Annotated in this window: 23 protein-coding genes; 1 reads left to right on the top strand and 22 read right to left on the bottom strand. The window is 46.4% G+C overall.

The genetic code is table 11. The annotated features are described in order from the left end of the window. Window positions 1-4: 4 nt before the first annotated feature. The 4 genes from ACEW9I_RS18755 to murC all read right to left on the bottom strand — a co-directional run bounded on the left by ACEW9I_RS18755 (window position 5) and on the right by murC (window position 4,306). Window positions 5-1,051 carry a TrkA family potassium uptake protein gene (locus tag ACEW9I_RS18755; RefSeq protein WP_373541851.1) on the bottom strand — a complete coding sequence of 349 codons (1,047 nt, stop codon included), beginning with the start codon at window positions 1,049-1,051 and terminating at the stop codon, window positions 5-7. A 130-nt stretch (window positions 1,052-1,181) separates the two neighbouring features. Continuing rightward, entirely contained in the window at window positions 1,182-1,523 is a 342-nt protein-coding gene (locus ACEW9I_RS18750) for a YbaB/EbfC family nucleoid-associated protein (protein ID WP_373541850.1), read from the bottom strand. A gap of 231 nt (window positions 1,524-1,754) precedes the next feature. Next, a complete protein-coding gene (murB, locus tag ACEW9I_RS18745) occupies window positions 1,755-2,729 on the bottom strand; it encodes a UDP-N-acetylmuramate dehydrogenase (protein ID WP_373541849.1) in 975 nt (324 codons plus the stop codon). Window positions 2,730-2,878: 149 nt separating this feature from the next. Next, complete coding sequence (gene murC, locus ACEW9I_RS18740; RefSeq protein ID WP_373541848.1) at window positions 2,879-4,306, bottom strand: UDP-N-acetylmuramate--L-alanine ligase; 1,428 nt, start codon at window positions 4,304-4,306, stop codon at window positions 2,879-2,881. Window positions 4,307-4,772: 466 nt separating this feature from the next. Here murC and smpB point away from each other — a divergent pair, with 466 nt between their 5' ends. Then, window positions 4,773-5,246: an SsrA-binding protein SmpB gene (smpB, locus tag ACEW9I_RS18735; protein ID WP_373541847.1), complete on the top strand. Its 474-nt coding sequence runs from the start codon at window positions 4,773-4,775 to the stop codon at window positions 5,244-5,246. 69 nt (window positions 5,247-5,315) lie between these two features. Here the strand turns inward: smpB and ACEW9I_RS18730 are convergent, their stop codons facing one another. From ACEW9I_RS18730 to rplO, 18 genes are all read right to left on the bottom strand, one after another. Beyond that, window positions 5,316-5,795, bottom strand: coding sequence for a hypothetical protein (locus tag ACEW9I_RS18730; RefSeq protein ID WP_373541846.1), 480 nt, complete (start codon window positions 5,793-5,795; stop codon window positions 5,316-5,318). 181 nt (window positions 5,796-5,976) lie between these two features. Beyond that, window positions 5,977-7,074: a peptide chain release factor 1 gene (gene prfA / locus ACEW9I_RS18725; protein ID WP_373541845.1), complete on the bottom strand. Its 1,098-nt coding sequence runs from the start codon at window positions 7,072-7,074 to the stop codon at window positions 5,977-5,979. 221 nt (window positions 7,075-7,295) lie between these two features. Then, window positions 7,296-8,897: a leucine-rich repeat domain-containing protein gene (locus tag ACEW9I_RS18720; protein WP_373541844.1), complete on the bottom strand. Its 1,602-nt coding sequence runs from the start codon at window positions 8,895-8,897 to the stop codon at window positions 7,296-7,298. Window positions 8,898-9,085: 188 nt separating this feature from the next. Further along, the gene (locus ACEW9I_RS18715; RefSeq protein ID WP_373541843.1) at window positions 9,086-9,379 is read right to left on the bottom strand and encodes a helix-turn-helix domain-containing protein; all 294 of its coding nucleotides are present in this window, start codon (window positions 9,377-9,379) and stop codon (window positions 9,086-9,088) included. A 1-nt stretch (window position 9,380) separates the two neighbouring features. Then, the gene (locus ACEW9I_RS18710; RefSeq protein WP_373541842.1) at window positions 9,381-9,731 is read right to left on the bottom strand and encodes a type II toxin-antitoxin system RelE/ParE family toxin; all 351 of its coding nucleotides are present in this window, start codon (window positions 9,729-9,731) and stop codon (window positions 9,381-9,383) included. Window positions 9,732-9,995: 264 nt separating this feature from the next. Further along, window positions 9,996-10,244 carry a 50S ribosomal protein L31 gene (gene rpmE / locus ACEW9I_RS18705; protein WP_373541841.1) on the bottom strand — a complete coding sequence of 83 codons (249 nt, stop codon included), beginning with the start codon at window positions 10,242-10,244 and terminating at the stop codon, window positions 9,996-9,998. A gap of 157 nt (window positions 10,245-10,401) precedes the next feature. Next, on the bottom strand, window positions 10,402-10,809 hold the full coding sequence (gene rpsI / locus ACEW9I_RS18700; RefSeq protein WP_373541840.1) for a 30S ribosomal protein S9: 408 nt from the start codon (window positions 10,807-10,809) through the stop codon (window positions 10,402-10,404). Between the two features lie 2 nt (window positions 10,810-10,811). After that, window positions 10,812-11,264, bottom strand: a complete 453-nt coding sequence (gene rplM / locus ACEW9I_RS18695; RefSeq protein WP_373541839.1) for a 50S ribosomal protein L13 — start codon at window positions 11,262-11,264, stop codon at window positions 10,812-10,814. Window positions 11,265-11,291: 27 nt separating this feature from the next. Then, window positions 11,292-12,137, bottom strand: a complete 846-nt coding sequence (gene truA / locus ACEW9I_RS18690; protein ID WP_373541838.1) for a tRNA pseudouridine(38-40) synthase TruA — start codon at window positions 12,135-12,137, stop codon at window positions 11,292-11,294. Between the two features lie 34 nt (window positions 12,138-12,171). Next, window positions 12,172-12,522: a 50S ribosomal protein L17 gene (gene rplQ / locus ACEW9I_RS18685; RefSeq protein ID WP_373541837.1), complete on the bottom strand. Its 351-nt coding sequence runs from the start codon at window positions 12,520-12,522 to the stop codon at window positions 12,172-12,174. Window positions 12,523-12,914: 392 nt separating this feature from the next. Beyond that, entirely contained in the window at window positions 12,915-13,898 is a 984-nt protein-coding gene (locus ACEW9I_RS18680; protein ID WP_373541836.1) for a DNA-directed RNA polymerase subunit alpha, read from the bottom strand. Window positions 13,899-14,056: 158 nt separating this feature from the next. Then, on the bottom strand, window positions 14,057-14,452 hold the full coding sequence (gene rpsK, locus ACEW9I_RS18675) for a 30S ribosomal protein S11 (protein WP_295616775.1): 396 nt from the start codon (window positions 14,450-14,452) through the stop codon (window positions 14,057-14,059). Between the two features lie 233 nt (window positions 14,453-14,685). After that, a complete protein-coding gene (gene rpsM, locus ACEW9I_RS18670; RefSeq protein WP_373541903.1) occupies window positions 14,686-15,069 on the bottom strand; it encodes a 30S ribosomal protein S13 in 384 nt (127 codons plus the stop codon). Between the two features lie 158 nt (window positions 15,070-15,227). Continuing rightward, complete coding sequence (gene rpmJ, locus ACEW9I_RS18665) at window positions 15,228-15,341, bottom strand: 50S ribosomal protein L36 (protein ID WP_373541835.1); 114 nt, start codon at window positions 15,339-15,341, stop codon at window positions 15,228-15,230. 140 nt (window positions 15,342-15,481) lie between these two features. Beyond that, entirely contained in the window at window positions 15,482-15,709 is a 228-nt protein-coding gene (gene infA, locus ACEW9I_RS18660) for a translation initiation factor IF-1 (RefSeq protein WP_295616782.1), read from the bottom strand. A gap of 292 nt (window positions 15,710-16,001) precedes the next feature. Continuing rightward, window positions 16,002-16,568: an adenylate kinase gene (locus ACEW9I_RS18655; RefSeq protein ID WP_373541834.1), complete on the bottom strand. Its 567-nt coding sequence runs from the start codon at window positions 16,566-16,568 to the stop codon at window positions 16,002-16,004. Window positions 16,569-16,698: 130 nt separating this feature from the next. Beyond that, window positions 16,699-18,042, bottom strand: coding sequence for a preprotein translocase subunit SecY (secY, locus tag ACEW9I_RS18650; RefSeq protein WP_373541833.1), 1,344 nt, complete (start codon window positions 18,040-18,042; stop codon window positions 16,699-16,701). Between the two features lie 201 nt (window positions 18,043-18,243). After that, the gene (gene rplO / locus ACEW9I_RS18645) at window positions 18,244-18,687 is read right to left on the bottom strand and encodes a 50S ribosomal protein L15 (protein ID WP_373541832.1); all 444 of its coding nucleotides are present in this window, start codon (window positions 18,685-18,687) and stop codon (window positions 18,244-18,246) included. Window positions 18,688-18,847: the final 160 nt, after the last annotated feature.

Genomic DNA, 18,847 nt, shown 5'->3' with positions numbered 1-18,847 from the left:
TGATTTAACCGCGATCGCTACTGGGAGTAAGTGGAGCTAAAAGTTGATTTAATACCCGTAACTGATCTGCCGTCCCCATACAGATCAACATATCCTGCGCCATCACAATTGTCTCGCCAGTTGGCCCCACAATCAAATGACCATCGCGGCGGCGGATCGCTAATACTAAAGAGCCAGATTGAGAGCGCAACCTAGCTGCTCGCAGCGACAAACCCGCTACCGGACAAGTCGCCCCATCGATCAGAAATTCCTCCATGTAAAACGATCGATCGTTGGCCACGATCCCATCCATAAAATCCATTACCTGGGGGCGTAAAGCTGCCGCTGCCATGCGTTTGGCACCAGTGATGTAGGGAGAGATCACTTTGTCCGCCCCAGCGCGTTGGAGCTTGAGTACGGCTTCCTCATTACTCGCCCGCGCGATCGCCCGAATTTTAGGATTGAGGGTTTTAGCTGAGAGAATGATATACAGATTTTCAGCATCAGAAGGTAGGGCTGCTACCAGACAGACGGCTTTTTCTACTCCTAGCTTGAGTAGCGTTTCATCCAGGGTGGCATCAGCTTGCACCGCGTTATATCCCTCATCTTGAGCGATTTTTACCTGCTCGATGCTAGCATCAGCAATGACAAACGTTGTCCCTTCTGCTGCAAATTCAGTGGCAATTTGGCGTCCGATCCGTCCAAATCCACAGATGATAAAATGGTCGGCTAAAGATTCCACGAGTTTTCGTTGTTGTCTAAGTCTTCTACCTTCTACAAAATAGCCTTCAATCAGCGCCTCTGTAAATCGATTGACAATATAACCGATCGTCACCACCCCAGCTAAGATTAAGGCGATCGTAAAAATACGTCCCCGATCTCCCAAGGATTGAGTCTCACCATATCCGACTGTGGTTAGGGTAATCACGGTCATATATACCGCATCCAACCAGTGCCATCGCTCCACTAGTGCATACCACAGTGTTCCAGCAACAAATAGCAATGTTAAGGCAAAGCCACCCCGCTGCAAATCCTTTCTGATGCGACGATATTTCTGTTCGACAGAATCCATTCAAATAGTAGTTAGTGGAAAATGGCAAACTCACCGATCGTACCGACATAAAAGAGGGTACTGCTGACATCCGCTAGTACAGCAATACCCACATTATTGATTAACTTTTAACAGTTACTAGTTACCAAACTTACAATCCAGGGATATTTAAGCCGCTGGTAAGTAGTTCCATCCGTTCGCGCATGGTGGCTGTGGACTTGTCATAGGCATCCATCATCGCATCGAGAACTAGTTGCGAGAGTTCTTCGGGACTCTTGCCAGCAGCATCAGCTCCGATATTGACTCTACGCGGCTCTTGGTTGCCGCTCAAGACGACGGTGACGCCACCTGCCGCGCCTTCGATTTCCATTTGCTCTAGTTCCTCTTGGAGCTTCTTGGCATCTTCTTGTACTTGTTGGGCTTTTTTGAAGGCATCAGCAAGTTCTTTCATCTTGCCGAGACCGAAGCCACCAAATCCTTTTCCTTGAGTCATAATCTTTTAAGTGTTAGTCAATCTAGACGATATTCCATCTTACTGGAGTCAGGGAATTCGCGGGTGAGGGTATCCGGCAGTTCTTTGAACTAGGCTTTAGGCTTTAGGCTTTAGGCTTTAGGCTTTAGGCTTTAGGGAAAAGAAATTTCGATCGCTGCCGAGCCTATCTTACTTATTCTACCCAATGTATGGGTGAGAGTTTTTAGCTCTTACTTGGTAATTTCCTAAAGCCTAAAACTCTCCGAGCATTTTCACTTCTGGTTCGAGTTCGATCGCGTGATGGGCTGCTACTTGGCTTTGGACGTAATAGATCAGCGATCGAATATCGGTGGCGGTAGCATCTTTGCTATTAATAATAAAATTGGCATGAAGAGTGGAGACTTCCGCACCCCCAATCCGGTAGCCTTTGAGTCCCAAACCTTCAATTAGAGCCGCTGCGTATGCTGGGGTCGGATTGCGAAATACGCTGCCACAGCTCGGTCGATCGTAAGGTTGCTTGCTATGACGTTGTTCTAGATCGCGGTAGGTGCGGGCTTCGACCGCTTCGCGATCGCTGGCTGCTAGCAATTTTAAGGTGGCACTAATGACGATTTGGGTGCCACCTTGCAGATTGGAGCGGCGATAGCTGTAGTTGAGATCCTGATTGGTGCGGGTCTCGATCGACCCATCTAGATTTAACACCTCGGTACTGACCAAAATTTCTTGAGTATCGTGCCCATGTGCGCCAGCATTCATCACCACAGCACCGCCGAGAGTTCCTGGGATGCCTGCTGCCCACTCCATTCCAGCCCAACCCCTTCGCGCTGCTTGCCAAGCGATGCTGGCGACCATCCTCCCCGCATCAGCGACGATCGATTGAGTCTCCCGATCGAACTGTGTGCTCAGATGGCGCAGATGGCGCGTACAAATTACCAATCCGTCCAAACCGCGATCGCTAATCAATAAGTTCGACCCCGCCCCAATTACGGTAATCGCTAGATTGCGTTGCCGTGCCCATGCCAATCCCGCTTGGATTTCAGGGATAGTATGAGGCTCCAGATACCACTGTGCCGCACCACCGACTTTCCACGTTGTCAAACCTTTGAGCGAGACATCCGATCTGATCCGAAGATCTGTTGGAATCTCCACATCTCGATCGAGGTTGGTAGTCACTGCTGGCTGAAGCTGAGTATTTACTGCGGGCGATCGATCTTGGGAGAGTGTCATAGGAGGAAAGGTAGTTGATTTAAGTCACTAGCAACAAGAAATCGGCGGGATATTTGTGACAGCTCTAGGCGATTGGAGCGATCTGATTTGATGTGTTAACAGCTTAGTTATGCACGAGTTAGCATTGATAATACACTAAACATTGAAGATTAGGCTACAGCTTCCGATCGAGTGAGCGGGGAATTGGTTCGATAAAACTCCACTACGTTTGGAATAATTTGGTTGAGATTACCCGCACCCAAGAACAAGCAAATGTCACTGGGTTGGAGCTGGTGAGTGAGCAATTGGCAGACAGCCTCAAGCGTCGGTTCATACCGGACATTTGGATGATAGCGACCGATTTGGGCGACTACTTGTTCGCCACTGATGACTCCAGTATCTGCCTCACCCGCACTATAGATATCTGTGATGATTACCAAGTCAGCATCTTTAAAAGATTGGGCAAACTCAGTCAGAAATTCTAAGGTACGGCTGTAGCGATGGGGTTGGAAGATCGCGACGACGCGACGATCTCGTCCTACGCGCAACCTGGCGGCACTCAGTGTGACCAAGATCTCACTAGGATGGTGAGCGTAGTCATCGATAAAGGTAATGTCATTCTGATATCCTCGAAGCTCAAAGCGGCGTTTGGCACCATTGAAACTCGCTAACCCAGTGGCAATTGCTGCAAAGTCTAAACCAATCTTTCGACCTACTGCAATCGCCGCTAAAGCATTGCTCAAGTTGTGTTTGCCCAACACCTCTAACTTTAGGGTGCCCAATAATTTGCCGAATTCATATATTTGGGCTGAAGTTCCGGCAGCATGATAATCGATCTCCGTCGCTAGATAGTCAGCAACCTGTCCAGGTTCAACACTATAAGAAATTGTCGGCTTAATCCGATCGCGGACGATCTTACAATCGATCGAGCCAATTGTCACTTCACATTGCTGGCTAAAGATGGTGAAAGTGTCAATTACCTGTTCCAAGCTCTTGTAATGGTCGGGATGATCCAGCTCGATATTGGTAATCACCCCGATCTTGGGTGAGTGCTTGACTAGTGAGCCGTCAGACTCATCAACTTCAGCGACAAAATACTGACTCTTCCCGACTCTGGCATTGCCATCCCAAGCCGTCACTTCCCCACCGACGACGATCGTCGGATCGACACCAGCCGCCACCAACATATAACCGATCGCGCTACTAGTCGTAGTTTTGCCGTGGGTACCCGCTACCCCGATACTCAAATATTCGGCGATCGTCGCCGCCAAGACATCCGATCGATGAAAGATCGGATAGCCGCGATCGATCGCCGCAGCCAGCTCGGGATTGGTTTGGCCGATCGCAGTCGAGCAGACGATTTGCGGCGTTTGGTGAGCTGGGCAACCATCGAAAAATGCTAAATTGCTAGCATCTTGCTTGGTAAAAATCTCCGCGCCTGCTAACGCCAACTTGTGAGTAATGTTGGTCGCTCGCAGATCGGAACCAGAGATGGGCAAGCCACGTCTAGTCAGCACATAAGCCAGTCCTGACATCCCAATCCCCCCGATCCCGATAAAATGAATCGGACGACCGCCAAAATCAATAGAGTTACCCATAATATTTCCTCATAGCCAGCTAGAGTCAGCCTTAGCAACAGGCGTTATCATACCAATAATTGTTTGTTTTCGATCTACATTTGTTACCCGATCGTCGTCCTGACGGAAATGGCAGAGTATCGATCTCACTCACACAGTCGATCGAGATTGCTGATTTCTCAAACAGCTCACATCGGTAACAGCGCGATGGCGGTTTGCTAGGTTGGCATCAACAATCCCTGACTAGATCCGCATTCTTTGCGATCGACACAGGCTAGCGCGTGACCTTCGATCTAGACATACCATCTCAACATAGAACGATCGCACTGGCTCGAATGGAATTAACTATACCAAATTTCCCAGATTAGTCCAGATCTTTAGATAAAGTTACACTCTATTGGTACCAAAGATCCAGATATTAGCTCTGTGGACTAGCGATCGAGTCGGGTACTTGGACACCCACGCTAGTCAATAGTAAAATAGACGTATGAGCGAGAAAGAAAAATCAGATAGTATCAAAATCGTTGCCGACAATCGGCAAGCTCGGTTCCTCTACGAAATCCTCGAAACCTACGAAGCGGGGATCGAGTTACTAGGAACGGAGGTAAAATCAATTCGGGCGGGCAAAGCCAACCTCCGCGATGGTTATGGCTTATTGAGACAGGGACAAATCTGGCTACTCAATGCCCACATTTCACCCCACACGGCGACAGGCGCGTATTTCAACCACGAACCCACCCGCACCCGCAGAATGTTGATGCACAAAGCCGAAATCCGCAAGCTGACTGGCAAAGTCGAGCAGCAGGGTTTAACTTTGGTGCCGTTGAAGATGTACCTGAAGCGGGGTAAGGTCAAAGTGACAATGGCTTTAGTCAAAGGTAAGAAACTCCACGATAAGCGGGAAGATCTCAAGAAGAGAGACGATAAACGTGATATCGATCGAGCAATGAAACGGGGTTAGGTATCAAAAACTAGCAATTCATGAATTGCCCCTACCCTAAATTTTATTACTCAAGGATTAATTAATTTTTCAAGCAAACTTTAGTTGAGAGATTTCTTTTTCTAGAAAAGCAGTGAGACTAGGATAGCCAGGTGTAGCTGTTGCAAAATCTGGTTCATCACTAGAATAGATGGGTGCAAACTCTTGTGGTGTTTCTGGCAAAACTGTCCAGTAGTAATTTCCTTCGAGAGCAAACAAACACAACAAATGTTTCCCTGGACAATACTCCTGCTCCCAGTCTTCCCCTGTTCCCAAGCCAATGCCTAAAGATAAAAATTCTTGTTCATTATAGAGTCCGTCTGGATATGGAAACAGCGAACCATTTCCACCATTATGCCATTGATAAAGGTCAACAATCTCTGTTGGCAGTTGATAGGGTTTTCCGACAAGGTAAGCTTGAATCTGTTCGATAGTTAATCCAGATGCCATGTCAATTTTGTGGTATTCCTCTGGGTTGTACTCGGATGCCCAATGCTCGATTTGATTTAACAGCTCAGTTAATCTAGACATAGAAATTATTTTCAAGATTGAGGTTTGAGAAGCTTTACCAATAGCTGGTTATAGGTTGGGTTTTGTGATTCAACCCAACTTATACATAATTCCCTCATCTCACTATTGAATTTACCAATTTACAACCATCTGTAGGTTGGGTTTTGCTTCGCGCTACCCAACCTACGAGTACGATCGCAAATTAGCCACCTGTAGAGGCTGCTAGCTCGGCTAATCGCTCTTGTTGGTCTTGAGAGATACAACTTTGAATTACCTCTTCTAGATCGCCAGATAGCACCTTCTCCAGACCAAAATTGTGCCCAAGTCGATGGTCGGTAGCACGATTGTCCTTATAGTTATAGGTGCGAATTTTTTCCGATCGCGAACCAGTCCCAACCTGAGAGCGGCGCATTGAAGTTACTTCTTCTTGTTGTTCGCGGAGCTTAATGTCGTACAACTTCGCCCGCAAGATTTGCATCGCGCGTTCTTTATTCTGACGTTGCGATCGTTCTTCAGTACAAAAGATCCGAATCCCCGTCGGTTTGTGAAATAAATCCGCCGCTGTTTCTACCTTGTTGACGTTTTGACCGCCAGCACCACCCGATCGAGCGGTACTCATTTCGATATCCTTAGGATCGATGAAGATCTCCACCTCATCGACTTCGGGCATGATGGCGACAGTCGCGGTAGATGTATGTACGCGTCCGCCGGATTCGGTGAGCGGTACCCGTTGGACGCGATGGACGCCAGCCTCAAATTTGAGTTGACTATATACCTGTTCGCCCTGAACTTCCAGGACTGCTTCTTTAAAGCCGCCCATCTCTGCTAAAGTTTCGCTGACTAGTTTGACTTTCCAGTTTTGGGTTTCCGCATAGCGCGAATACATCCGCACCAAGTCCCCCGCCCAAATTCCAGCTTCATCACCACCAGTACCCGCCCGAATTTCTAACATGATATTTTTATCATCATTCGGATCTTTGGGTAATAGTAAAACTTTGAGTTGGCGTTCGAGTTCGTCGCTCTTGGCTTCGAGTTCTCCAGCTTCGATCGATGCCATTTCTTGAAGTTCGAGATCGTTGCCAGATTCTTTGACAATTTGTCTGGCTCCGACTAAATCTTCTTGAGCTTGTTTCCACAAATCGAAGGTTTCCACAACGTCTTCGAGTGCGGCACGAGCTTTACCGATCCGTTGCATTTCACTGGCATCTCTAGCAATATCTGGATCGCCAAGCTTGCGGGTAAGTTCGTGAAATGTTTGTTCGACGGATTTGAGTTTATCGAGTAAATATGATTCTGCCATGAGTCTAGGGAGTAGAGGGTATGGTGTGTTATCGCGCAAGCGCGAGCGTACCAATGAGGATTTAAAAGGGTGTAGGTTGGGTTGAGCTATGCGAAACCCAATATTATGGTTAGTATCGATAGTTGAGTCGCTAGAAGTGATAGAAGTGATAAAGAATAAATAGTCGCATATAAATTAATGATAGTAATTAAATAAATCTGATTTACCGCTTTTAACGCTTCTCAAATTTCTTCATTTCCAACTCGATCTATTAAAACTTGTCTGATTTTTGCATTTGTTTCATCTAATAACCATTCATGCTTCCATTCACTAAATTTCGTCCAGTAGCGACACGGTAGGTTGACCCCGAAAAAATAAAAATCTTTAAGATTAGGTAATTTATTGAGTATTGATAAATCAGACAAGTTGTTGCCATACAAGTATATTTTAGATACATTTGAAAGATTTTCAATGCAATAAGGCAAGCTAGTAAATTGATTAACTGCCAGGTCAAGAGTTTCTAAATTGATTAGATTACCTATGCTATCTGGTAGTGAGTCTAATTTATTATTCCTCAGATCTATTTCTATTAGATTAGTAAGGTTTCCAATGCTTGCTGGCAAAGAAGTTAATTGATTATTCCTCAAGATTAATTTAGTTAAACCTGAAATACTCCCTATACTGACTGGTAATTCTACTAGATTGAGATTGCTTAAAATAACAGTTGAATGATGATTTGCTATTGCAAGCTCGATCAATTCATCGATATCTAATTTTACATGTTCGGCAATAGCATTTCGTATATATATATTATTTTCATCTAACAACCATTCAAGTTGCCATTTAGTAAATTTATCCCAATAACGACGATGAAGATGTCCACCCATGAAACTAACATATTTGAGCTTGGGTAATCTTGTCAAAATTGACAAATCATTCAATGGATTGCCATTAATATTTATTGAGTTCAATTCAGTAAAATTAGTTAGACATTCTGGCAGTGATTTTATTTTGCACCATAGAATCAGGCAAGAGAAACTTCCCGTATCTCCTGTTGTGCTTATATATATAAATCGTTTAAAATGCACCCCAGCAACCTGCCAATTAAATGCAATTAGTTTTGGCAACTTGCTTAAATCAGACAAAATCCTTTCAATTGCCTTTTCTTTAAATACTTGACAATCACTTACGTCGGTCAAAGTATTTATTACATAATCATTGATTTTTAATCGATTTATACTTAGCGAAACCAAGTTTTTGAATTCACTTAAGCACAATAGAATTTGCTCTAAATATTGTTCTCCGGTAATGAGTTTGATACTGCTCTTGTGCTTGACAAATTTAAATTTAGAGTAAATTTGCGATCGAAATATTTTAAAATTATGGATATTTTTAAGATTCGCTAAATTGGTCAAAGGATTTCCAGATAAATTTATCGCCTGTAGATATGGTAGATTGAGAAGAACGTCTAGAATTCGATCGAACCGATTACCATTAAGATTTAGTTCGGTTAGTTTGGTAAGATTGGCGATACTATCTGGTAATGACTCTAATCGATCGCCATTCAAATCTAACCTGGTCAAATTAGTCAGATTGCCGATGCTTTCGGGTAAGGTTGTTAGTTTATGACCGTTTAGGTAGAGTTCGGTTAAATTAGTCAGATTACCGATGCTCTCTGGCAAGCTAGTGAGACGATTGCCATTGAGATTGAGTTTGGTTAAATAGGTGAGAGTACCGATATCTTCTGGGAGAGTTTCGAGTCCATAGCCGCGCAGATCTAACACCGTGGAATTCGGTGTCATATTCTCGATTAGTTGTGCTAATGCTGCGGTTTTCGCGCTCATGTGACTGCGTTCCTATTTGGAGTGAGGGCTACGTGGTACTGATCTTTACCGTACCCAAATTTTGGCTTAAACCCACTCTTACGGGGATGTAAATTAAACATTGAAAAACATAGAGACGCGCAATTATGATAAAGTCACACCTCCAGTTGTAGGCTGGATCGAGTCGATCGACACTCGATTCTCGATCGCTAAACAGGGACTTGTGACGTTACGACAATCCGAACCTCCATTCCCGCTTGCGATAGCATTTGCACCAACTTATCGATCGCAAACCTGTCGATATCGCCATTCATCAAATTGCTAATTCTCGGCTGCGTCTCCCCAAAAAAATTAGCCGCCTCCGCCTGCGTCCAATTCTGGGATTTAATGAACTTTTGCAGATTTATCATCAAATCTGCTCTAATTTTGAGGTTTGTAGCCTCCTCATCCCCAAATCCCAAATCCTTAAACACATTATCACTACCTTTAGTTACGTTACTCATCCTAATTATTCTCCTGCTCGATTAGTTCTCGCGCTTGCAGCATTTTGAGATATCTTTTTTGACCCAATTCGATATCGCCCTTGGCAGTTTTTTGAGTTTTCTTTTGGAAAGCGTGGAGAACGTAGATACATTCTTCAAACTTCGCCACATAGAAGATTCGATAGGCATCCTCGGTTCTAATCCGAATTTCCTGCACTCCCTTTCCCACTGTCGGCATCGGTTTAAAATCGGTAGGTTCTTCCCCTTGTTGAATTTTACGCAGTTCAAAACCAGCTTTGCGTTTAGTCTCATCTGGAAAAGAACAAATATCGTCTCTTGAGGTGCCGATCCAGTCGATAGGTTTATCTTCCATATTCCTTAATATACCTTATTTGGTATATTAAGGAATATACGACGTTACTGGATTGTGGTCTGGTGGAATTCGGCTGCGATCGATTTGCCTTTGCCATAACTATTCACCAAGCTTTATTTGGCGCGTTTAGTGCAAATTGTAAACATAGCGGGTCGAGCGATCGGATAGTAACGATTTAATAATTTTTTAGAGCTTTTTAATATTGAAAAACCTAGAGACGCAAATCGGATCGATCGCACCCCTAGGTTTTTTTAATTATTGCAGCTACTTCTGTTCTTCAGCAGCTTCGGGAGCAGGAGCAGTCATATCTAGCATCCCGTATTTTTTGAGGAATCGATCGACCCGACCTTCAGTATCGATGATCTTTTGGGTGCCTGTATAAAAGGGATGGTTGCCAGACCACACGTCTACGCGGAGTTCTGGCTGCGTCGAACCAACAGTCATCACAACTTCACCGTTGCAATAAACTTTGGCGTCTGGGTACCAAGTAGGATGAATATCAGCTTTTGCCACAATCTTAGATGTTTTAGGTATTAAGTGTTAGGTATTAGGGGTTTGAATAGAGCCTAAACCCCTGACAATTAGTTGTTAACGATGAATCGATGCTTATTGACTATTTAATCTAGCAATCTTAGCTGCTAATAAGCAATAACCAACAAACAAAATCGATTTAACGTTTCGAGTATTGAGGAGCTTTGCGGGCTTTGTGCAGACCGTACTTCTTCCGCTCGACACAACGGGGATCGCGGGTGAGATAACCTTCGACTTTAAGCGGTTTGCGGTTGTTGGGATCGAGTTCGCACAGTGCGCGGGCTACGCCCAGTTTCACTGCATCGGATTGTCCTGTCAGACCACCACCGTGAGCATTGACGAGGATGTCATACTCACCTTCTAGACCCAAGGTTTCGAGGGGAGATCTCGCTGCGGAGATGTAGCCACTTTGAAAGTTGAAATAGTCTTCGCCAGTTCTGCCGTTGACTACGAGTAGACCAGTGCCAGGGACGAGGCGGACGCGGGCGATCGAGGATTTCCGACGACCTGTGCCCCAGTATACTGCCCGTTGTTGAGTTGCTTCCATGATTATGCTCCAGGAGTAGTTTTGATGACCAAGACTTCAGGTTTTTGGGCAGCATGAGGATGCTGGGTACCTGCGTAGACATTCATCTTGGTAAATAAGTGTTTGCCCATTGAGTTCTTGGGTAACATGCCTTTGACAGCCTGTTCGATAATCCGCTCGGGGATGCGAACTTGCAATTTGGCGAAAACTTCCGTTTTCATCCCACCAGGGCGACCAGAGTGTCTTCTGTAGACTTTCTGAGTGCTTTTCTTGCCTGTGACCTGGACTTTTTCGGCATTGATGACGATCACGAAATCACCAGTATCGATGTGGGGTGTAAAGGTGGGTTTATTTTTTCCCCGTAGTACCATGGCGATCTGACTGGCTAGCCGTCCGAGTCGTTGGTCGGCGGCGTCGATGATGTACCACTTGGCATCAGCGGTATTATTAGTTGGTGGTAAGTAGGTTTTTTCCACGATCTTATATCAGTTAGTATAGGGATTTTAATCCCCGTAAGTTGGCAATAAAAATTGGGGTTGGGTATCGTACCAGGCTGACTCAGGGAAGGGAAAGTCTGCATATCCGACTCGGAGCAGACACAACCCTCTGGCTGTTGCCGAATGTCTGACTTGCCAGCGTTGCTCGGATTGCCAGATGTTGGTAAATTCAGCAATTGATAGATCGCCATTTCCCACTCTGACGAGCATTCCGACTAGCAGCCGTACCATCCCGTACAAGAATCCATTGGCTTGGATCTCGATATGGACAAAATCACCCGATCGTTCGCAGCTAATATCTTGGATATTGACCCAGGAATGCGATCGTCCAGAATCCGTCCGGTGAAAGGCAGCCAGATGATGGGTGCCCAACATCGGAACTACCGCAGCCTGCATCAGCTCTAGATCGAGTGGTTCGTGGTAGTAGTGCCAACTATAGGGACGTACAAATAAATTTGGTCGTCGCTCGGTATAGATGGTGTACCGATACCGTCGATAGAGGGCAGAGAAGCGGGCGTGCCAATCATCGGTAACTAGCGCGGAAGCGCGGATGACGATATCATCAGGCAACCGATTGTTGAGTACCGATGCCCACTTGTGAGCGGGAATCACACTCGGATTGTCAAAATGGGCAACTTGCGCCGCAGCATGAACGCCGCTATCTGTGCGTCCGGCACCATAGATATCCACTGGTTGACCGAGTACGTCCGCGATCGATTTTTCTAGCTCGGACTGGACTGTCCGTTCGTGAGGTTGCTTTTGCCAGCCACACAGGTTGGTACCTGTATACTGAATGACCAGCGCAACCCGCTGAGTCCCGTTAGTTATGAGTTTTTGGTTCTTGGTCGCCATTAATTCACAATTAACAGGTAGCGATATTATCGACCTACATCATTTCGATGATGGCCATTTCGGCATTGTCACCCCGACGGGGGACTGTGCGTACGACGCGAGTGTAGCCACCTTGACGGCTACCATAACGCTCGGGTGCTGCTTCAAACAAAGCATGAACGAGATCTTTGTCATAGATGTAGCCCAGCGCGATCCGCCGTGCTGCCAGGGTACCAGATTTGGCGAGGGTGACCATTCTCTCAACTTCTGGGCGCATGGCTTTAGCCTTGACCAGAGTAGTGGTGATCCGACCGTGGCGGATCAGTTCGGTAGTCAAAGACCGTAACAGTGCCTTTCGTTGGTCGGCTGGTCTACCCAGCATTGCCACACGACAGCGATGACGCATTATATTTCTCCTTTGTTTTACTAATCATCGAGTTACCTTGTGAGCATCCCGATGTGGACTAAATGTCTAGTGTGAGCCACCTTAGCGGTAGCTCTTAGACTTTGGCGATCGAGCTTTGTAGGTAGATGCAGATATTATTAATATAGATAATGGCTGAAATCTAGATGGTGGGCAGTGCCCACCCTACAAAACTGTTTCTACTGGTGCGTTACACTTCGCCATAACACACCCTACGATTCGGTGAAGTTACCTTGATGGCAACTCGATAGACTTTTACGATCAAACTCCCTTGGGGTCTTGCGATACAGTAGGTCGCGAATTGTTCGAGTTGGTGGTGATAATCGGTATTATCAAGACCGCTACTCGATCGCGATTACTGCGCCCCGATCTGCTCAGACTTTCACTGATTTATCGTGGGGGAGTTTGATCCCCAGTCGTTTTTCGAGGGCTTCGATGACCTCCTCAGCGGATTTGAGACCGAAGTTCTTGATCTCTAAGAGATCTTCTTGGGTGTAACCCATCAAATCGGAGACAGAATTAATCTGTGCTCGTTTCAGACAGTTATAAGCTCTCACGGAGAGATTCAACTCTTCGATCGGAATTTGATTGGAAGGATCTTCCTCATCTGGATACTCTGGTTGGAAGGATTCCAAGCTGATGTCCTTGAGCGGATTGAGCAGATCGACCAATATTTTGGCGGAGTCACTCAGTGCTTCTTGGGGGGTCAGACTACCATTTGTCCAAATTTCGAGGATCAGGCGATCTTTCTCGACGGCACCATCGATCCGCACATCTTCGGTGGTGTAGTTAACCTGCGTCACCGGCATAAAGACAGCATCGATTTGGAGCAGATCCATTGCTAGACCTTGTTCGCGGAACTTGTCTACCGATCGATAGCCTTTACCGCGCTCGATCCGAAACTCCATTTCCAATTTGCCACCCTCAGCGACGGTAGCCACATATTGGTGGGGATCGACGACTTCCACTTCCGAAGGTAACTCAAAATCAGCAGTTGTAACTTCGGCTGGCCCTGTCACATTCAATCGCCCGATCTGCGGTTGAGATGTGTAACTCTTGAGCTTGACCTCTTTCATGTTCAGCAGAAGTTCTAGAACATCTTGCCGCACACCGACCAAGGTTGCAAACTCGTGGTTGACCGTACCGGATTTTACGCCAGTTTTTTCGTCTCTAATTAACCCAGCTACTCGTACCGCCGTGATTGCTGTCCCTTCTAAGTTGGACAGCAACACCCGTCGGAGCGAGTTACCGATGGTTGTCCCTTGACCTCGATCGAGAGGTTCCAGGATAAACTTACTATATTGACTTTGATTTGACTCGGTCTTAGACTCGACACACTCGATCTGAAACTGCGCCACAGAGTGACCTCCCTACCCAGTTTGTACTTACATGTAAACTTGTTGCAGATTACGGCTATGGAGCCAAATAATCTTTTCTCGACCTAACAACTCATAACTCACGATCGCTAACATTGGCGTGATGCCGCTGCCGCTCCTACGAACTATAAATAATTAATCTAAACTCTCCGTCGCTTGGGCGGACGGCAGCCATTATGAGGAATTGGCGTAACGTCGCGAATTAGGGTGATTTCTAACCCCGCACCTTGGAGGGCACGAATCGCTGTTTCACGACCCGCACCAGGTCCGCTGACCATTACTTCAAGCTGACGCATTCCCTGATCCATTGCCCGTTTCCCAGCACTTTCGGCGGCTGTTTGGGCAGCAAAGGGGGTACCTTTTTTCGCGCCTTTAAATCCACTCGATCCACTTGAAGCCCAGGAGATGACATCTCCGTTGGCATCAGAAATAGTGACGATGGTGTTGTTAAATGTTGACTGGATATAAGCTACGCCGTTGGGAACATTGCGCTTTTGCTTCTTGGGGCCAGTCTTTTTACTAGGTTGTCGAGCCATGTCGGTCTATGTATTAAAAAAAATCACTGAGGTAATCGATGAAACATCGGCTGCGGAGCGAGTTCGATTTGCTTGGTTAATATAGACCAGAGCCTAGCTGTGACGACGGGTTTAGACACACTAATTGGCGAGGAGCAACCAGCGGCATTGCTACCATTGTTGTTGGTAGACAAGAGCTGAAGTTACTAATCGCCAATTGGCTATTGCTAGGTTGCCACAACCATCGAACCATTTTATTTCTTGCCAGGAGCTTTTTTCTTCCCAGCAACGGTAGCGCGGCGACCGCGACGGGTACGTGCATTGGTGCGCGTACGCTGACCGCGAACTGGCAAGCCCATCCGGTGTCTACGTCCTCGATAAGAACCAATGTCTACCAATCGCTTGATATTCATTGATTCCCAGCGACGTAAGTCACCTTCGATCTGGTAGTCACCTTCGACGCGTTCCCGCAGAAGGGCAACGTCAGCTTCTGATAAATCCTTCACTCGGGTATCGGGATTTACACCTGTTTTTGCTAATACTTCTTTGGCTCTGGTTAGACCAATACCAAAGATGTATGTCAGACCGATCTCCACGCGTTTGTCGCGAGGGAGGTCTACACCTGCTATCCGTGCCACACTTGTTTCTCCACTATACTTTGCTCTGAGGTTGGTCGATCGGTCTGTGAAAAAGTTGGGTTTGGGACTGAAGCAACTCGTCCACTCCATACTTTTCGGTCGATCGCCATGGAATCGATACTGGTGTCAATGACTAACTAGCAACCTGGACTAGTCATCTAACCTTGACGTTGTTTATGTTTCGGGACGATACAAATGACCATCACCCTGCCACGTCTACGAATGACGCGACATTTTTCACAAATCTTTTTGACAGACGCTCGGACTTTCATGCCAATTTAGTCAACACTGCAAGCTTAATATTATAACATTTTCTAACTAATTGTCAGTAGTAATTACGCGACAATTTAACTGGAGACGATCCACCAGATGGAAGCAGCCCTGAATTTGGGAACCGAATCGCGGCAGCTAGCTACTTCTTATTCCGCAGCCTGTATGTGATTCGTCCTTTACTGAGGTCGTAAGGAGTAAGTTCGCACTTGACGCGATCGCCAGGCAGAATTTTAATATAGTTACGGCGGATTTTACCAGAGATATGGGCAAGTACATTAAACCCGTTATCTAGATCTACTCGAAACATGGCGTTAGGCAAGGATTCTGTCACCGTGCCTTCCATTTCAATCAAATCTTGTTTAGACAATTAATATTTACCTCGAATTGGAATAGTGGATGGTGAATGGTGGATGGTGGATGGTTAATCCCGACACTGCTTCTTCTATTTTAACAGCGCAAATGCTGTGCTGGAAAATCCCCTCCTTGGAGGGGTGTCTTGACTCGCTGCTTGGTGCGCTTCCATGGTCAACTGGGCGGGTGACCCGACCAGTGGGGAACAAAGGCGGGAGCGCATCCGCTAAACCGTCGGGGAACAGAGGTGGGCGCGAACCGCTGCCCGTAGAGTGGGGTGGGTAGATCCCCCAGCTCACTAAAAATAACTACTTAACCAGTGCTTCGAGATGATGAGTCACCTCGGCTAATTCGCGATCGCCATCAACACTGCGGAGAATGCCCTCGAGCTGGTAGTAATCGATCAGTGGTGCTGTTTGCTCTTCATATACCACCAACCGCCTGCGAATCACTTCCTCGGTGTCATCAGGACGATTTTGGATCGTGGCGCGGTTGAGCAATCGCTCTACTAGTCTTTCCTGCGGGACGTGTAGATCGATCGCCAGATCGCATTTTTGCCCAATGTCAGTGAGTAAGCGATCGAGAAATTCTGCTTGAGCGACATTGCGGGGAAACCCATCTAAAATCCAACCTGCACTGACAGCATCTGCTTGGCTCAATCGTCCACGAATCATATCCAGCAGCAGCGAGTCAGGTACCAATTCGCCTTTATCCATATTGGACCTAGCTTTGAGACCTAATTCGCTTTGCGCTTTGACTTCAGCACGTAAGATATCCCCAGTCGAAATATGGGCAATACCACAGGATTGAGCCAATAGTTGAGCTTGGGTACCTTTACCCGCACCAGGGGCACCGAGGAAGATTAGTCGAGTCATAGTTTAGGTATTAGGTATTAGGCTTTAGGTGTTAGGTAATAAGAGCAGGAGTTGGGCTATTGGTTTCAAAGGTTTTAAAGCAAAGATATTCCTGCCTAAAACCTAAAGCCTAAAACCCAAAGCCTAATTCCTAGTCCTTACCAATCATCCCTTCATAACGTTGAGAGATTACGAGAGTTTGGACTTGTTTGGCAGTATCGATCGCGACACTCACCAAAATCAGTAGGGAAGTTGCCCCGAAGCCCTTAAAGGTACTGACACCGAGACCACTTTCGATCGCTGTCGGGACAGTTGCCACCACACCTAGAAATATTGCACCAAGAAGTGTGAGTCGAGATAGGATCGCTTCGATATATTTGCTTGTAGCTACCCCTGGACGGACACCAGGGATACTCGCACCCATTTTTTTGAGGTTTTGGGCCATATCGACCGGATTGACAACTAGGGAGCTATAGAAGTAGCTAAAAAAGACAATTAAGACCACATAGAATGCCACATAAGCGGCGGTTCCAGGTGCGAGGAAGTTGGCGATACTCACTACTGCCTGACTGACTGGATTGAGGTTACCATCAGCACCGACACCTTTACCAGCAAAAGATGCTAGCGCACTAGGTAACACCAATACTGAGGATGCAAAAATAATCGGCATTACCCCACCTTGATTGAGGCGCAGGGGCAGATAGCTAGTGCGTTCGCGCTGGATTCTCCGTCCGACTTGACGCCGCGCCGAGATGATTGGAATTCGGCGCGTTCCTTCTTGGACGAAAACGATCCCTACAGTCATAACTACGAATACGGCGAGTAGTACTACTGTCCGCGTGACGATCGAACTATCACCACTTTGAGCGAGATTAAATGTATCTGCCAACGACTTGGGTAAAACCGCCACAATGTTCAGAAAAATCAACAGTGAAGCACCATTACCAATACCGCGCTCGGTGATCAGTTCGGAAATCCACATGACAAACATCGAGCCAGCCGTTAGGGCCATCACCGTGCTGACAGTAAAGAAAATCCCTTCATTCCCAGGGAGTGCGTAGCGTTGGAGCCAGAGCGAAATTCCGATACTTTGGGCAATCCCCCAGAACAGAGCTACATAACGAGTATACTGGGAAATCTTGCGTCGTCCGGCTTCACCTTCTTCCTTTTGGAGTTTTTCAAGCGCGGGGAGAGCCGTTGTCATTAATTGAATGATAATTGAGGCATTGATGTACGGAATAATCCCCAAAGCGAAAATTCCCACCGTGGATAATGCCCCACCCGAAAAGATATCTAAAAAGCCGATGACTGGGCTATTTTTAATATCATTGGCGAAAGCCACGCGATCGATCCCAGGGATGGGAATAAAAGTACCCAACCGCGCTAAAATCAGCAAGCCGAGAGTGACAAAAATTCGCCCTCTCAAACCAGCAGCCTGAGCCATCTGTACGAATGTTTCTTGGACTGACGGTGCTTTTTCTCTACTAGCGTCCATCTAAAATTACCTCTAAAAATTTATTTAAGATCGAGACTGAAATAAGATTGAGAACTGTTACCTTGATGAGATTTAGTATACAATTTTCAAGTTGACTCTGGGGTTTTTAAAAAAGAATCCAGCAGTACCGATCTTGTGTGAGCGGCAGTGCTGGATTCAATCTAGTTTGGCGATCGCGATAAGTCAGGAGCTGAAAACATCTTAAACTACTTCGCAAGTGCCACCAGCGGCTTCAATCTTGGTTCTCGCGCCAGTGGTGAAAGCTGCCGCTTTACAATTGAGCGCGACCGTAAGTTCGCCATCACCTAATAGCTTCAATGGGCCATCATTGGTGGTGACGATCCCAGCAGTCATCAGTGATTTTAAGGTGACTTCGCTATTGGCTGGTAATTCAGATAGGCACCGAACGTTAATTACGGTGTAGAGTTTCTGATTGATGAGCGGGAAGTGCTTGAGTTTGGGCAACCGCCGATAGAGGGGCATTTGACCACCTTCAAATCCAGGACGGGTAGGGCTACCAGAGCGAGACTTTTGTCCCCGCATTCCAAAACCGCCGCTGGCACCTTGTCCGGCAGCAATACCGCGTCCGACGCGGCGTTTGCGATGTTTGGAACCCACTTTGGGTTTTAGATCGATTAATCTCATTTTAATTAGGCTTTAGGCTTTAGGTTTTAGGCTTTAGGTTTTAGGCTTTAGGAACTAGGTTCTAGGAACTAGGTAAATTGGTTAGTGGGAGAGCCAGGGCGTTCGCATTCTTTCAAACTAACCCAATTCTGTAACTAATCAAATCATCCGACCCTAAAGC

This window comes from Chamaesiphon sp. (genome assembly GCF_041738855.1).
In the GTDB taxonomy this organism is placed as follows: Bacteria; Cyanobacteriota; Cyanobacteriia; order Cyanobacteriales; family Chamaesiphonaceae; genus Chamaesiphon.
Note: the sequence above shows the minus strand (reverse complement) of the source record. Positions and strands in the feature narration are given on the sequence as shown.

What these genes read in the sequence shown, in the direction of transcription:
- ACEW9I_RS18755 (WP_373541851.1), bottom strand. Translation starts at nt 1,051, where the DNA reads ATGGATTCTGTCGAACAGAAATATCGTCGCATCAGAAAGGATTTGCAG.
- ACEW9I_RS18750 (WP_373541850.1), bottom strand. Translation starts at nt 1,523, where the DNA reads ATGACTCAAGGAAAAGGATTTGGTGGCTTCGGTCTCGGCAAGATGAAA.
- murB (WP_373541849.1), bottom strand. Translation starts at nt 2,729, where the DNA reads ATGACACTCTCCCAAGATCGATCGCCCGCAGTAAATACTCAGCTTCAG.
- murC (WP_373541848.1), bottom strand. Translation starts at nt 4,306, where the DNA reads ATGGGTAACTCTATTGATTTTGGCGGTCGTCCGATTCATTTTATCGGG.
- smpB (WP_373541847.1), top strand. Translation starts at nt 4,773, where the DNA reads ATGAGCGAGAAAGAAAAATCAGATAGTATCAAAATCGTTGCCGACAAT.
- ACEW9I_RS18730 (WP_373541846.1), bottom strand. Translation starts at nt 5,795, where the DNA reads ATGTCTAGATTAACTGAGCTGTTAAATCAAATCGAGCATTGGGCATCC.
- prfA (WP_373541845.1), bottom strand. Translation starts at nt 7,074, where the DNA reads ATGGCAGAATCATATTTACTCGATAAACTCAAATCCGTCGAACAAACA.
- ACEW9I_RS18720 (WP_373541844.1), bottom strand. Translation starts at nt 8,897, where the DNA reads ATGAGCGCGAAAACCGCAGCATTAGCACAACTAATCGAGAATATGACA.
- ACEW9I_RS18715 (WP_373541843.1), bottom strand. Translation starts at nt 9,379, where the DNA reads ATGAGTAACGTAACTAAAGGTAGTGATAATGTGTTTAAGGATTTGGGA.
- ACEW9I_RS18710 (WP_373541842.1), bottom strand. Translation starts at nt 9,731, where the DNA reads ATGGAAGATAAACCTATCGACTGGATCGGCACCTCAAGAGACGATATT.
- rpsI (WP_373541840.1), bottom strand. Translation starts at nt 10,809, where the DNA reads ATGGAAGCAACTCAACAACGGGCAGTATACTGGGGCACAGGTCGTCGG.
- truA (WP_373541838.1), bottom strand. Translation starts at nt 12,137, where the DNA reads ATGGCGACCAAGAACCAAAAACTCATAACTAACGGGACTCAGCGGGTT.
- rplQ (WP_373541837.1), bottom strand. Translation starts at nt 12,522, where the DNA reads ATGCGTCATCGCTGTCGTGTGGCAATGCTGGGTAGACCAGCCGACCAA.
- rpsK (WP_295616775.1), bottom strand. Translation starts at nt 14,452, where the DNA reads ATGGCTCGACAACCTAGTAAAAAGACTGGCCCCAAGAAGCAAAAGCGC.
- rpmJ (WP_373541835.1), bottom strand. Translation starts at nt 15,341, where the DNA reads ATGAAAGTCCGAGCGTCTGTCAAAAAGATTTGTGAAAAATGTCGCGTC.
- ACEW9I_RS18655 (WP_373541834.1), bottom strand. Translation starts at nt 16,568, where the DNA reads ATGACTCGACTAATCTTCCTCGGTGCCCCTGGTGCGGGTAAAGGTACC.
- secY (WP_373541833.1), bottom strand. Translation starts at nt 18,042, where the DNA reads ATGGACGCTAGTAGAGAAAAAGCACCGTCAGTCCAAGAAACATTCGTA.
- rplO (WP_373541832.1), bottom strand. Translation starts at nt 18,687, where the DNA reads ATGAGATTAATCGATCTAAAACCCAAAGTGGGTTCCAAACATCGCAAA.